The organism is Aeromicrobium sp. 9AM, from assembly GCF_902506105.1.
Taxonomy (GTDB): domain Bacteria; phylum Actinomycetota; class Actinomycetes; order Propionibacteriales; family Nocardioidaceae; genus Aeromicrobium.
The window spans coordinates 1,159,687-1,172,638 of record NZ_LR733304.1 but is presented as its reverse complement, the minus strand read 5'-3'; the positions used below and the strand labels follow the sequence as shown (position 1 = coordinate 1,172,638).

The following is a 12,952-nucleotide window of genomic DNA, read 5'->3' as shown; positions in this document are numbered from 1 at the left end:
TCGACTGGCCGCAGCCAGCCAGCCGATACGCTCGCCTCATGCGCAGTTGGTCTCGTCCCGATGTCCCGTCCCTTGGTGACCTCGGGCTCGGCGAGGGGTCGGCCGTACGTGTCCACGACACGGCATCCGGAGAGGTACGCGCGAGCGATCCTTCGGGCTCCGCGCGGCTCTACGTCTGCGGGATCACACCGTACGACGCGACCCACATGGGTCACGCTGCGACCTATCTCGCCTTCGACCTGCTCCAGCGTGCCTGGCTCGATCGCGGCATCGACGTCGACTACACGCAGAACGTGACCGACGTCGACGACCCGCTGATCGAGCGCGCCATCGCCACAGGCATCGACTGGGCCGACCTCGCCGCGCGCGAGATCGACCTGTTCCGCGAGGACATGACCGCCCTGCGGATCATCCCTCCGGCCAACTACGTCGGCGCCGTCGAGACGATCGACCTGGTGGTCGACCTCATCGACCGCCTCAACGAGGCCGGCTCGGTCTACCGCGTGGACGACGACCTCTACTTCGACGTGCATGCCGACCCGGGCTTCGGCCTCGTGTCCGGTCTCGACGAGGCCGAGATGCTGCGCATCTTCCCCGAGCGAGGGGGAGACCCGGACCGTCCCGGCAAGAAGCACCCGCTCGATTGCCTGCTCTGGCAGGCCGAGCGACCGAACGAGCCGGCGTGGGAGACGTCCCTCGGCAAGGGCAGGCCCGGTTGGCACGTGGAGTGCGCAGCGATCGCCCTGAAGCACCTCGGCGTCGCGTTCGACGTGCAGGGTGGCGGTTCGGACCTCGTGTTCCCGCACCACGAGATGTCGGCCTCCGAGGCCACGGTCGTGACGCACGAGGCGTTCGCCCAGGCGTACGTCCACGCCGGCATGGTCGGGTTCGAGGGCGAGAAGATGTCCAAGTCCAAGGGCAACCTCGTGCTGGTGTCCAAGCTGCGGGCCAACGGCCACGACCCGATGGCGATCCGCCTCGCACTGCTGGCGCACCACTACCGCTCCGACTGGGAGTGGTTCGACGACGAGATCACCACTGCAGAGGCCCGGCTCGCCGCCTGGCGTGACGCGGTGAGCCGCCCGCTCGCACCTTCCGGCACCGCCGTTGTGCAGGCCGTACGGGCAGCCATGGCGAATGATCTCGATGCGCCCACTGCATTGGCGGCGATCGATGCGTGGGCCGCGGACGACTCGGCCGCAGACCCGCAGGCCGGTCGCACCGTACGCACGGCGGTCGATGCGCTGCTCGGCGTCGCGCTGTGATGCAGAAGCCTTCTGAACGCCAGCTCGACCTCTTGCGTTGGGTAGTCGCTGCGGCCCTGGCCGTGACCTACCTCTTCACGAGCTTCGAGCCGGCGTTCTATGCGGGCATCGCCGTGCTGCTCCTGCCCCTCCTGCTGCGGATGCGTTCCTCACGCAAGGGCCCGGACGAGCCGCGCTGACCGCCAGCCGTGGCACGTTCACTGCGGCTGGGAAACGAGCAGTTCCAGCTCGCCAAGATCCGTGTAGACGACGTCGCCATGGTTGGCTGTGACCTTGAGCCGGTAGTGGCGATAGAAGCTGGGATTCGCGATCGCGTAGGTCTTCAGCTCCAAGCGTTTGGCAAAGGCCTGGTTGCTTTGCGTGTCGAGCGTTGTCCAGGTGGAGCCGTCGTTGGAGCCCAGGAACTGCCAGTCCTTCGGATCGCGGGGGACCAGGCCGCTGGAGCTGCGGATGGTGTAGCTCTGGACGCGCTCCGTGCGGCCGAGGTCGTACTGAAGCCAGCCGGTCGGGCCCTTGTAGAACCATCCCGACCCCGTGTTCTGGTCGAAGGCTCTCTTGGCGCCGCTCGTGTTCCCGCTGTCGGTCGCGAGGCCACCCGTGGCGACGTTCACCATCGGATGAAACGGCGTCGCTCTGTCCGCCGGAGACCTGCCACTCGTTCCGGCGGAGTTGGTCGCCGTGACGGTGTAGTAGTAGGTCGCGCCATTGAACACTGACTTGTCCGTGTAGCTGCTGCCTGTGACGCCCGACGCGACCGTCCGATATGGGCCGTCGCTGGAGGTGGCGCGCCTGATCGTGTAGCTGGTGGCGCCGAAGGACCTCTGCCAGCGCAGCGGCACGGCACCATCGCCCGGCGAGGCCAGCAGCATGGCGGGCGCCGCAGGGATGACGCTCCGCGCACGACCGTCGCCGCCGGTGATCTGCACATTGCTGAAGACGCTGTTGTTCGCCTTGCCTGTGACCGACGAGACCATCAATCCGGCATAGATCGTGTCGGGAACGGGAGCATCGATGCGGCCGACATCGGTAGCGGCCCAATTGGTGCCATCGGGAGAAACGTAGCCGGTGATGATGTTGCCGATGCGCTCCAGCTTCACCCATGTGATGGGCAAGGTGCTCCCATCGGTCAACGCCTTGTTCGCGTAGTTCGAACCGCCATACACCGCCAGCTTCGTCATGTTCTGCAAGGCTTGATTTTTGTGGTTCACGGCCATCCAGGCGCGTGGAGCCCCTGGCTCCAGGCTGGTGCGCATCATCACGCCCGCCACTGCGGACGGGTGGGTTTTGTCGAGCGACTCGACCTTCGCAATGATGGCGCCGTTGCCCTTGAGGGCTTTGTAGGCGAAGTGGCCGCTGTCGAGCGGGCCCCAGACACCGTAGCCTCTCCCCGTCACGTTCCATGTGCCGTTGGTGTACGTGGCCGCGCCGGCCGGGCTGCCGCCCCCGATGTCAGCATTGCTGAACCCCGAGGCGATCGAGGTGGTCGAAGGAATGGGCAGCGGCGGCGGCCGCGTCGCCTTCGACGTGTCGGACTCCTTGAGGTACATGAAGCTGGTGCTGCTGACGGGCATCCAGAGGCGTCTTTGAGTGATGAAGGGTGCCGGAAGACCCTTGCGAACAACGTAGGCGTTGTAGAGCTGAGTGAGTGCCTCGTTCCCTCCGCCGCCGCCGTCCCAGCCGCGATTGGTGTTGTCGGAGGTGTAGTAGCGATCGGTGGTGCCAAAGGGAAGGGCTGTCGTGGGGGCGAGCTCGTTCACCCTCGCGAAATACTCACCCGCCGCCAGCAGGCGACTGTCAAAGTCGGAGTAGATGTCGATGCCTTGGGTCCAGAGCGCCTCGGCCAGCGTGGTCAGTGACAGAAGCTGTCCATAGCCGTGCCCCTGGTCACGGAGGTAGTCACCGAGCATGCCGATGTCATTGGAATTGCGCAGCCCGACATGGGCGAGTGTGCGGGCCTGATAGACGACCCTGTCCAGCGTCTCGACATCATCGTTGTAGATCGCCATCAGTCCTAGCGCGGACAGGGCCAGTGCGCCCTTGTTGGCGGCCCCGAACTGACTTTCGCCATACGGATTTGCTGCTGGCATCAGGACGTTCTTGAAGTACTTCTGGACGGTTGCCGTATCGGCTTTGGTCCAGCCCGGGTAGGTGCTGCGCAGGATTTCCGCGCCGCCGACGAACCGGGCCGCGTAATCGCCCAGATCGAGCATCGACTCGCGACCTGAGAACTCCGTCTGGGTGGTGGCCCATCCAAGCAGCAACTTGCGCGCGCTCACCGCGTAACGCTCGTCCTGGGTGAAGTACCACATCCGCGAGAGGTTCGAGATCGCGACCATGTCGGAGCGCCAAGCATTGAGATTCACGTCTGGGGCGCGGCTCACCTTCGCGAAGGGGCCACCACGCCCCGCGTAGCTGAGTCTGGAGTCGGGACTGTTCGCCAGTTGGTCAAAGCCGGACTTCCACGGTTGCCTGCCCTGGTCGACGTTCGCCTTGAGCGTCTGGAGATCGGAGAGGCTGAGCCCAACGCCTGGATGCTTGATGACGCGGACCTCTGGGGTGCTTTTCGTGACAGCGGGGATCGACGGGGAGCTGCCCCCGACAAAGGGGGCAACCGGGGGACCGCCTGTGCCAACGGAAGCCCCCAGAGCATCTCTCGTCGCGGCATTTCCCAAATTTTCGCCATCGCAACCCGTGAGCACGATCGCGCTCCACACGAGCAACGCAGCAGCAAAATTGGTCTTGTCAGACATGGGAACCTTCGCGGCCGATCACAGGAGAGGGCATCAAACTATCGGTCCGCGAACCAGGAAGATACGAACGAAACAGACTGTTCACATTCCGGTCTACTCCAACGCAGGGGAGACCGACTTTTGTCCCGCCAGCCCCGGGGCCAGTCGATCTCCAACTCAACCTGCAAGAGCGAGTGAGCTACTCCGTGTCGTCGCTGCGCCGGCGCAGGTAGCGCTCGAACTCGCGGGCGATCGCGTCCCCGGACGCCTCGGGGAGGTCGCTCGTGTCGCGCTCGTTCTCGAGCGCCTCGACATACTCGGCGATCTCCTCGTCACGTGAGGTGAGCTCCTCGGCACCGCGCTGCCACGCATCGGTCATCTCGACGAGTACGCCCTGGGGGAGCGGCAGCCCCATGGCGTCCTCGACCGCTCCCAGCAGCGCGAGGGTGGCCTTGGGGCACGGCGGCTCGGCGAGATAGTGGGGGACCGCGGCCCAGAGCGAAGCCGAGGCGATGCCCTCACGCGACGCCATCTCGTTGAGCACCGACGTGATGCCGACGGGCCCCGAGTATGTCGAGGGCAGCAGCGACATGCGTTCCATGAGGACCGGGTCGGTCGTCGAGCCGCTGACGGGCACCGGACGTGTGTGCGGTGAGTCGGCCAGAAGTGCGCCAAGCGTGATGAGCTCGGTCACGCCGGCGAGCTTGGCCACGCCCAGCACGGTGGAGCAGAACGCCTTCCACCGGAAGTTGGGCTCGGGCGCGCGAAGGAGCAGGACGTCACGATCGCCACGGCGCGGACGCGCGTGATAGATCATCGGCGCCGGCCAGGTGATCAACCGGTCGCCGTCGTCGCCGTTGTGCACCTGGGGACGGTGCACCTGGAAGTCGTAGTAGTCCTCGGGGTCGAGCTCGATCAGCAGCTCGGCGTCCCATTCCTCGATGAGGTGGTCGACCGTGCCCGAAGCGGCATCAGCAGCGTCGTTCCAGCCCTCGAAGGCGGCCACCATCCACGGATCGTTCAGCTGCGGGATCGTGGGTTCGGAGGTCACTCCTTCAGCCTAGCCCGCGGCCTACTCGTTCTCCGTGCGGTAGCCGAGGTTGGGCGACAACCACTTCTCCGCCTCGTCGACGCTCCAACCCTTGCGGGCGGCATAGTCCTCGACCTGGTCGCGGCCGATCCGACCCAGCACGAAGTACTGCGACTCCGGGTGCGAGAAGTAGAGTCCGCTCACCGCAGCGCCGGGCCACATCGCCATGCTCTCGGTGAGCTCGATGCCGGTGTTGGCCTCGACGTCGAGCAGCTCCCAGATGGTCTGCTTCTCGGTGTGCTCGGGGCAGGCGGGGTAGCCGGGTGCCGGCCGGATGCCGTCGTACGACTCCTTGATGAGCTCCTCGTTGCTGAGCGCCTCGTTGGGTGCGTGCGCCCAGAACTCCTTGCGTACGCGCTCGTGGAGGCGCTCGGCGAACGCCTCGGCCAGGCGGTCGGCCAGTGACTCCAGCAGGATCGCGCTGTAGTCGTCGAGCTCCTTCTTGAACGCCATGATCCGGTCGGTGATGCCGATGCCGGCCGTGACTGCGAACGCGCCGACGTAGTCGCGCAGCCCCGAGTCCTTGGGCGCCACGAAGTCGGCGAGCGACTTGCGCGCCGAACCCTCACGGCCCTCGGTCTGCTGGCGGAGGTGGTGCAGCACCGCCTTGACCTCGGTGCGTGTCTCGTCGGTGTAGACCTCGGTGTCGTCGCCGGCGACCTGGTTGGCCGGGAACAGCCCGAACACGCCGTTGGCGCGGATCCACTTCTCCTCGATGATCCGGTCGAGCATGACCTGCGCGTCGTCATAGAGCTTGCGCGCGGCCTCGCCGCTCGTCGGGTTGTTGAGGATGTCGGGGTAGCGGCCCTTCATCTCCCACGCGTTGAAGAACGGCTGCCAGTCGATGTAGGGGCGCAGCTCCTCGAGCGAGTAGTCCGTGAACGTCTTGACGAACTGCGTGGGCCCACCGGACGCGTGGTAGTCGTCGGTGTGCGCGTCACGGACCTGTTGCGTCAGCAGCCGGGGGCGGGGCGGGGTGTAGCCGCTCCAGTCGATCGGCGTCGCCTTGCTCCGCGCGGCCTCGATCGGCAGCAACGTACGCGTGTCCTGCCGGGCGGCGTGGCGCTCGCGAAGCGACTGGTAGTCCGCCTCGGTGTCGGCCAGCAGCTTGGGTCGCTGCTCATCCGACAGGAGTGCCGCGACGACGGGCACCGAGCGCGATGCGTCCTTCACCCAGATGACGGGGCCGTGATACTTCTGCGCGACCTTGACGGCCGTATGAGCGCGCGACGTCGTCGCACCGCCGATCATGAGCGGGATGTCGAATCCCTGACGCTCCATCTCGGTGGCGAAGTTGACCATCTCGTCGAGCGACGGCGTGATGAGGCCCGACAGGCCGATGACGTCGGCGCCCTCCTCCTTGGCCGCGTCGAGGATCTTCTGCGCGGGCACCATGACGCCCAGGTCGACCACGTCGTAGTTGTTGCACTGCAGCACGACGCCGACGATGTTCTTGCCGATGTCGTGGACGTCGCCCTTGACCGTGGCCATGACGACCTTGCCGTTGCTGCGCTCTACGTCGCCGGGCTGCTTCTCGGCCTCGATGAACGGGATGAGGTAGGCGACGGCCTTCTTCATGACGCGCGCCGACTTCACGACCTGCGGGAGGAACATCTTGCCCTCGCCGAACAGGTCGCCGACGACGTTCATGCCGTCCATCAACGGGCCTTCGATGACCTCGATCGGGCGGCCACCACGCTCGGAGATCAGCTTGCGCAGCTCCTCGGTGTCGGACTCGGCGAACTCGTCGATGCCCTTGACCAGCGCATGCGTGATGCGTTCGCCGACCGGGAGGGAGCGCCACTCCTCGGTGGCGACTTCCTTGACCGATCCGTCGCCGGCGAAGTCGGCGGCGATCTCGAGCAGTCGCTCGGTCGAGTCCGGTCGCCGGTTGAGGATGACGTCCTCGATGCGGTCGCGCAGCAGCTCGGGCACCTCGTCGTAGACCTCGAGGGCGCCTGCGTTGACGATTCCCATGTCCATGCCCGCGCCGATCGCGTGGTAGAGGAACACCGCGTGAATAGCCTCGCGCACGGGGTTGTTGCCGCGGAACGAGAACGAGACGTTGGAGACGCCGCCCGAGACCAGCGCACCGGGCAGGTTCTGCTTGATCCAACGCGTCGCCTCGATGAAGTCGACGCCGTAGTTGGCGTGCTCCTCGATGCCCGTCGCGACAGCGAAGACGTTGGGGTCGAAGATGATGTCCTCGGGCGGGAAGCCGACGTCGTTGACGAGGATGTCGTACGCGCGCTGGCAGATCTGCTTGCGACGCTCGAGGTTGTCGGCCTGGCCTTCTTCGTCGAATGCCATGACGACGACGGCCGCGCCGTACTTGCGGCACAGCCGGGCCTCGCGGACGAACTTCTCCTCGCCCTCCTTCATCGAGATCGAGTTGACGATCGCCTTGCCCTGGACGCACTTGAGCCCGGCCTCGATGACGTCCCACTTGGAGGAGTCGATCATGGTCGGCACGCGGCAGATGTCGGGCTCGGTCGCGACCAGCTTGGTGAAGCGGTCCATCGCGGCGATGCCGTCGATCATGCCCTCGTCCATGTTGATGTCGATGACCTGGGCACCGGCCTCGACCTGCTGGCGCGCGACGGCGAGGGCAGCGGTGTAGTCGCCGGCCTTGATGAGGTTGCGGAACCGGGCCGATCCCGTGATGTTGGTGCGCTCGCCGACGTTGACGAAGAGGGTGTCCTCGACGACCGTCACCGGCTCGAGACCCGAGAGCCGCAGCGCGGGCGTGGCCTCGACGGCCTGGCGCGGCGCCTTGCCCTCGACTGCCTGGGCGATCGCGGCGATGTGTGCCGGCGTGGTGCCGCAGCAGCCGCCGACGAGGTTGACGAAGCCGCTGTCCGCGAACTCCGCGATGATCGCCGCGGTCTGGCTGGGCTCCTCGTCGTACTCACCGAAGGCATTCGGCAGGCCGGCGTTGGGGTAGCAAGACACGAAGGTGTCGGCGATGCGGGCCATCTCCGCGATGTAGGGCCTCATCTCCTTGGCACCGAGCGCGCAGTTGAGGCCGACCAGGAGCGGGTTGACGTGCCGCACGGAGTGCCAGAACGCCTCGGTCACCTGGCCCGACAACGTACGCCCGGAGGCGTCCGTGATCGTGCCGGAGATGATGACGGGCCACCGCCGGTCGTACTCCTCGAAGATCGTCTCGACCGCGAAGATCGCCGCCTTCGCGTTGAGCGTGTCGAAGATCGTCTCGATGAAGAGCACGTCGGAGCCGCCGTCGAGCAGGCCCTTCGCGGCGGTCTTGTATGCCTCGACGAGCTGGTCGTACGTCACGTTGCGGGCACCGGGATCGTTGACGTCCGGCGAGATCGACGCGGTACGCGTGGTGGGCCCGAGTGCACCGGCGACGTAGCGCGGCTTGTCGGGCGTGCGCTCGGTCATGGCGTCGCACTCCTGGCGGGCCAGGCGCGCGGACTCGTAGTTGAGCTCGTAGGAGAGCTCCTCCATGCCGTAGTCGCCCAGGGAGATCTCCTGCGCGTTGAACGTGTTGGTCTCGATCATGTCCGCGCCGGCCTCGAGGTACTCGCGGTGGATGCCGGCGATGATCTCGGGCCTGGTCAGCGTCAGCAGGTCGTTGTTGCCCTGGACGTCGGACGGCCAGTCGGCGAACCGTTCGCCGCGGTAGCCCGCCTCGTCAGGGCGATCCCGCTGGATCGCCGTACCCATCGCGCCGTCCAGCACCATGATCCGGCTCTGCAGGAGCTCGGTCAGGGCAGACGTGGCGTCAGGACGAAGGTTGGGGGTGTGAGACACAAGCAATCCTCGAGGAGTTGATCGGCAGGAATGCTGGGAAGCTCCAGCCGGCGGCGGGCTCGCCTGGGCCTCGGGAGCTCCCGAACTTAGTCCCACCAGTATCTCACGACGGACAACGTCACGCCCGGACCTTCCTCGCGCGTGGACACCTTGTCCGGTGACGATCGGCTGGTGTGCCTGTTCTACGGTGTAAGGGTGACTCAATACGCCGCCGTCCTCTGGGACCTCGACGGCACCATCGTCGACACCGAGCCGCTCTGGATGGGCGCCGAGCACGCCCTGGCCGCCGAGCACGGCAAGATCTGGACCGAGGAGGACGGACTCGCCCTCGTCGGCAACTCCTTGATCGCCTCGGGCCACTACATCCGCGAGAAGCTCGAGATCGAGATGACCGCCGAGGACGTCGTGGACTACCTCGTCAACCAGCTCGCCGCATCGCTGACCGAGCACATCGACTGGCGACCCGGCGCTCGCGAGCTGATCGAGGCGCTCGACTCCGAGGGCGTGCCGCAGGCGCTCGTCACGATGTCCTACACCGCGATCGCCGAGCCCGTCGTCGCCTCGTTGCCGTTCAAGGCTGTCGTCACCGGTGACATCGTCTCCCGACCCAAGCCACACCCCGACCCGTACCTCCTGGCGGCGGAGCTGTTGGGCGTCGACGCGGGCGACTGCCTCGCGATCGAGGACTCAGGCACCGGCGCTGCCTCGGCCAGCGCGGCCGGCTGCGACGTGCTCGTGGTGCCGCACTTCGTCAACGTGCCGGAAGCCGATCGCCGCGTCCAGGTGCCGACGCTCGAGGGCGTCAAGCCCGAGGATCTCGACCCACTGTTCGTCTAGCGGTTGAACAGCCCGCTGAGCAGGCCCTTCTTGCGGTGCCAGCCGTGCTGCTCGAGGAACGTGAACAGCGGCTCCTTGATCCGCTTGGTGGAGAACGAGTAGGTCACCGGCGCCATCGAGACGCCCTCGTCGGTCTTGTTGACCCCGCCGAACTCGAAGCTGAACTCCTTGCTTGTGCCCTTGCCGGAGAAGAAGCTCTTCTCGAAGCTGCCGCCCCCGGCGTCGAGCGAGCCGGCCGACTCAGTGTGCAGCTCGTTGAAGTCGAACGTGCCCTTGGCGACGTCGAACGTCACCGTGATGCGGTAGTCCTTGTCGATCGTCGTGACCTGGGTCGGGTAGAGCGAGGTCGCCTTGACGATGTCCCAGGTGCCGACGATCGTGTCGCCGTCGGCAGCGAAGGAGAACGGCTCACCCGGGTCGTTGATCGACGGAACAGCTGCAAGGACGTCGGCAAGGGGAGTCGGCATGGTCAAACCGTAGGGGACTCACGACGCCTGCGGGACGTTTATGACCTCGAAGAAGGGCATCTCCGGGGGAGTGCCGCCGAACTCGGGGCACAGCGCCTTGTGGGCGCACCAGCCGCACAGGCCGCTCTTGCGCGGCGGGAAGTCACGCAGCTCGATGGCTCGCTCGATCGCCGCCCACAACGCGACGAGCTTGCGCTCGGTGGCCAGGAGCTCCTGCTCCTCGGGCTCGTACGTCAGGAAGGTCCCGTCACCGAAGTACATCAGCTGGAGCAGCGTCGGGATGACGCCTCGGGTGCGCCAGATGACCAGCGCATAGAAGCGCATCTGGAACATCGCCTTGTCCTCGAAGCGAGGATTGGGACTCCTCCCCGTCTTGTAGTCCACCACTCTGATCCGGCCGTCAGGTGCGACGTCGATGCGGTCGACGATGCCCGCGAACGTCACGCCGGACTCCAGCTCGTAGGCGACCCGCTCCTCGCGAGACGCCGGTTCGAGCCAGCGCGGGTCCTCCATCCCGAAGTACGTACGCAAGAGGTCGACCGACGAGGCCAGCCACGCGGTCTCGTCGGCGGCCTGCTCGGCGGTGAACAGCTCAGCGAGCCTGGGCTCCTCGGCCCGCAGCTTGTCCCACTGGCCGGGCAGCAGCTCGACGGCGCGATCGAGCGTGCGTCCGGGCGCGGGCTCGGCCAACAGGTCCTCGAGAACCGCGTGCACCAGGGTGCCGCGGACCATGACCGGATCAGCAGGCTCGGGCAGCCGGTCGATCGTGCGGAAGCGGTAGAGCAGCGGACAGTTCTGGAAGTCACCGGCCCGGCTCGGCGACAACGACCGGCGTACGGTCACTGGTGCGTCGGAGTCGTCCATGCGAGCAGACTAGTTCGGCCCACCGACGAATCGATCCACGCCACGCGACCCGATAGGTTGACTCGGTGAGCCCAACCCCGCGACCCGGCGCCTGGCGACTCGGCCGTCTCGTGGGCGTCGACGTCCTGATCAAGCCGTCGCTGCTGGTCATGGGCGTGGCGCTGGTCGTGCTGTTCGCCCGCCGGTTCGACGAGCGCGCCGACTCCAACCCCTACCTTCTCGCCACGATCTTCGTGCTCGCGCTGTACGTCTCGGTGCTGATCCACGAGCTCGCCCACGTCGCGGTGGCCCGCGGGTTCGGCATGCGGGTCCACTCCGTCACGTTGCACCTGCTCGGTGGCGAGACCCTCATCGAGGGCGAGAGCCGCACGCCATGGCAGGAGCTGGCGGTCTCGATCAGCGGCCCATTGTCGTCACTGGCGATCGGCCTCGCCTGCTTCGCCGTCGAGCCGACGCTCACCGGTACGCCCGCGGACGTCGTCCACGCCATCGCCCAGCTCAACGTCCTCGTCGCGATCTTCAACATGCTGCCCGGCCTGCCGCTTGACGGCGGCCGGGTGTTCCGGGCGATCGTCTGGCAGGTCTCGGGCCGCGAGGAGACCGGTATCCGCATCGCCGCATGGCTCGGGCGCATCACGGCTGTCGGCATCGTCGCGTACGCCTTGACCCGCAACGACGAACCGACGTTCCAGATCGACTTCGTCATCGCGGTGCTCGTCGGCTGGTACCTCTGGCAGGGCGCGAGCGACGCGCTCAGCAACGCCGGCCGGTCCGCGCGGATCAACTCCCTCGATGCGCGCACGATCGGCTTCCCGGGCGCGACCCCACCACCCAACGCCGAGCAGCTCTCGGCCGACCTCCACGGAGCAGATCTCTTGAAGGCAATGGCAGCACGACCCGCCGAGGCGTACGCGCTCGTCGAGTCCGACGGCACGGTCTACGGCGTCCTGACCGCCCGCGCCGTCGACGAGGCATACCGGGCGAGCCGATGACGTCGTTCATGCGCAGCGGCCCGCTCGAGGCAGGGGAGTGGGTACGCCTGACCGATCCCAAGGGGCGCAAGCACAACGTCCTGCTGGCCGACGGTGCGGAGTTCTCGACCAAGAAGGGCCAGATCAGCCACGACGACATGATCGGCCACCCCGAGGGCATCGTCATCGAGTCGTCGATGGGCGCGCCCTACCAGGTGTTCCGGCCGCTGCTGTTCGAGTACGTCGTGTCGATGCCGCGCGGCGCCGCGATCATCTACCCCAAGGACGCCGCCCAGATCGTCGCGCAGGCCGACATCTATCCCGGCGCCCGCGTCGTCGAGGCCGGTGCCGGATCGGGCAGCCTGACCTCCTACCTGCTGCGTGCCATCGGTCCCACCGGGACCCTCGGCTCGTACGAGATCCGCGAGGACTTCGCCGAGAACGTCGTGCGCAACGTGCACCAGGTCGCCGGTCCCAATCCGCCCGGCTGGACGCTGACGGTCGGTGACGTCCGCGAGGTCATCAGCGAGACCGAGATCGACCGGCTCATCCTCGACATGGTCGACCCTTGGACCTGCATCCCGCTCGCCGCGGAGCGACTCACCCCCGGCGGCATCATCTGTGCCTACGTCGCGACGACGACCCAGCTCTCGCGATTCGTCGAGACCGTACGCGAGCAGGGCGGCTTCACGGAGCCGCGCGCCTGGGAGACGCTCGAGCGCGACTGGCACCTCGAGGGCCTGGCGGTGCGTCCCGACCACAAGATGAACGGCCACACGGCGTTCCTCGTGACGGCCCGCAGGATGGCACCCGGACAGACCTCCCTGGAGAAGTCGCGGCGTCCCGCACCCGGCGCGTACGGCCCCGACTACAAGGGTCCGCGACCCGCCGGGTTCGTCGAGGAGTAGCAACGTCTGGGCAACGTCATCCAAAAGACACTTCTCCTGTGTCT

At 66.9% G+C, this 12,952-nt stretch carries 10 protein-coding genes; 5 read left to right on the top strand and 5 right to left on the bottom strand.

Translation table 11 applies throughout. The features are described from left to right. Positions 1 to 38 precede the first annotated feature (38 nt). Together mshC and BOSE46_RS12035 are read left to right on the top strand one after the other, a co-directional pair. Positions 39 to 1,265 (top strand): cysteine--1-D-myo-inosityl 2-amino-2-deoxy-alpha-D-glucopyranoside ligase, encoded by a 1,227-nt coding sequence (gene mshC / locus BOSE46_RS12040; protein ID WP_159540467.1) that lies wholly within the window; start codon positions 39 to 41, stop codon positions 1,263 to 1,265. Next, positions 1,265 to 1,444, top strand: coding sequence for a hypothetical protein (locus tag BOSE46_RS12035; RefSeq protein ID WP_159540466.1), 180 nt, complete (start codon positions 1,265 to 1,267; stop codon positions 1,442 to 1,444). Before mshC ends, BOSE46_RS12035 begins: the two co-directional genes overlap by 1 nt. A gap of 18 nt (positions 1,445 to 1,462) precedes the next feature. On the opposite strand, the gene BOSE46_RS12030 is transcribed toward BOSE46_RS12035, so the two are convergent. The 3 genes from BOSE46_RS12030 to metH form a co-directional block, all read right to left on the bottom strand. After that, complete coding sequence (locus tag BOSE46_RS12030; protein ID WP_159540465.1) at positions 1,463 to 4,015, bottom strand: discoidin domain-containing protein; 2,553 nt, start codon at positions 4,013 to 4,015, stop codon at positions 1,463 to 1,465. A gap of 178 nt (positions 4,016 to 4,193) precedes the next feature. Then, positions 4,194 to 5,045 (bottom strand): PAC2 family protein, encoded by an 852-nt coding sequence (locus tag BOSE46_RS12025; RefSeq protein WP_236551735.1) that lies wholly within the window; start codon positions 5,043 to 5,045, stop codon positions 4,194 to 4,196. Between the two features lie 21 nt (positions 5,046 to 5,066). Continuing rightward, the gene (metH, locus tag BOSE46_RS12020) at positions 5,067 to 8,792 is read right to left on the bottom strand and encodes a methionine synthase (RefSeq protein ID WP_236551844.1); all 3,726 of its coding nucleotides are present in this window, start codon (positions 8,790 to 8,792) and stop codon (positions 5,067 to 5,069) included. A 264-nt stretch (positions 8,793 to 9,056) separates the two neighbouring features. On the opposite strand from metH, the gene BOSE46_RS12015 reads away from it, so the two are divergent. Continuing rightward, the gene (locus BOSE46_RS12015) at positions 9,057 to 9,698 is read left to right on the top strand and encodes an HAD family phosphatase (protein ID WP_159540463.1); all 642 of its coding nucleotides are present in this window, start codon (positions 9,057 to 9,059) and stop codon (positions 9,696 to 9,698) included. Here the strand turns inward: BOSE46_RS12015 and BOSE46_RS12010 are convergent. Continuing rightward, on the bottom strand, positions 9,695 to 10,165 hold the full coding sequence (locus BOSE46_RS12010; RefSeq protein ID WP_159540462.1) for a hypothetical protein: 471 nt from the start codon (positions 10,163 to 10,165) through the stop codon (positions 9,695 to 9,697). The genes BOSE46_RS12015 and BOSE46_RS12010 overlap by 4 nt on opposite strands. Positions 10,166 to 10,183: 18 nt before the next feature. Next, complete coding sequence (locus BOSE46_RS12005; protein ID WP_159540461.1) at positions 10,184 to 11,029, bottom strand: PD-(D/E)XK nuclease family protein; 846 nt, start codon at positions 11,027 to 11,029, stop codon at positions 10,184 to 10,186. 65 nt (positions 11,030 to 11,094) lie between these two features. Between BOSE46_RS12005 and BOSE46_RS12000 the strand changes: the two genes are divergently transcribed. Beyond that, the gene (locus tag BOSE46_RS12000; RefSeq protein ID WP_159540460.1) at positions 11,095 to 12,021 is read left to right on the top strand and encodes a site-2 protease family protein; all 927 of its coding nucleotides are present in this window, start codon (positions 11,095 to 11,097) and stop codon (positions 12,019 to 12,021) included. Further along, entirely contained in the window at positions 12,018 to 12,908 is an 891-nt protein-coding gene (locus BOSE46_RS11995; protein ID WP_159540459.1) for a tRNA (adenine-N1)-methyltransferase, read from the top strand. Before BOSE46_RS12000 ends, BOSE46_RS11995 begins: the two co-directional genes overlap by 4 nt. Positions 12,909 to 12,952 lie beyond the last annotated feature (44 nt).

What these genes read in the sequence shown, in the direction of transcription:
- mshC (WP_159540467.1), top strand. Translation starts at nt 39, where the DNA reads ATGCGCAGTTGGTCTCGTCCCGATGTCCCGTCCCTTGGTGACCTCGGG.
- BOSE46_RS12035 (WP_159540466.1), top strand. Translation starts at nt 1,265, where the DNA reads ATGCAGAAGCCTTCTGAACGCCAGCTCGACCTCTTGCGTTGGGTAGTC.
- BOSE46_RS12030 (WP_159540465.1), bottom strand. Translation starts at nt 4,015, where the DNA reads ATGTCTGACAAGACCAATTTTGCTGCTGCGTTGCTCGTGTGGAGCGCG.
- metH (WP_236551844.1), bottom strand. Translation starts at nt 8,792, where the DNA reads ATGGTGCTGGACGGCGCGATGGGTACGGCGATCCAGCGGGATCGCCCT.
- BOSE46_RS12010 (WP_159540462.1), bottom strand. Translation starts at nt 10,165, where the DNA reads ATGCCGACTCCCCTTGCCGACGTCCTTGCAGCTGTTCCGTCGATCAAC.
- BOSE46_RS12005 (WP_159540461.1), bottom strand. Translation starts at nt 11,029, where the DNA reads ATGGACGACTCCGACGCACCAGTGACCGTACGCCGGTCGTTGTCGCCG.
- BOSE46_RS11995 (WP_159540459.1), top strand. Translation starts at nt 12,018, where the DNA reads ATGACGTCGTTCATGCGCAGCGGCCCGCTCGAGGCAGGGGAGTGGGTA.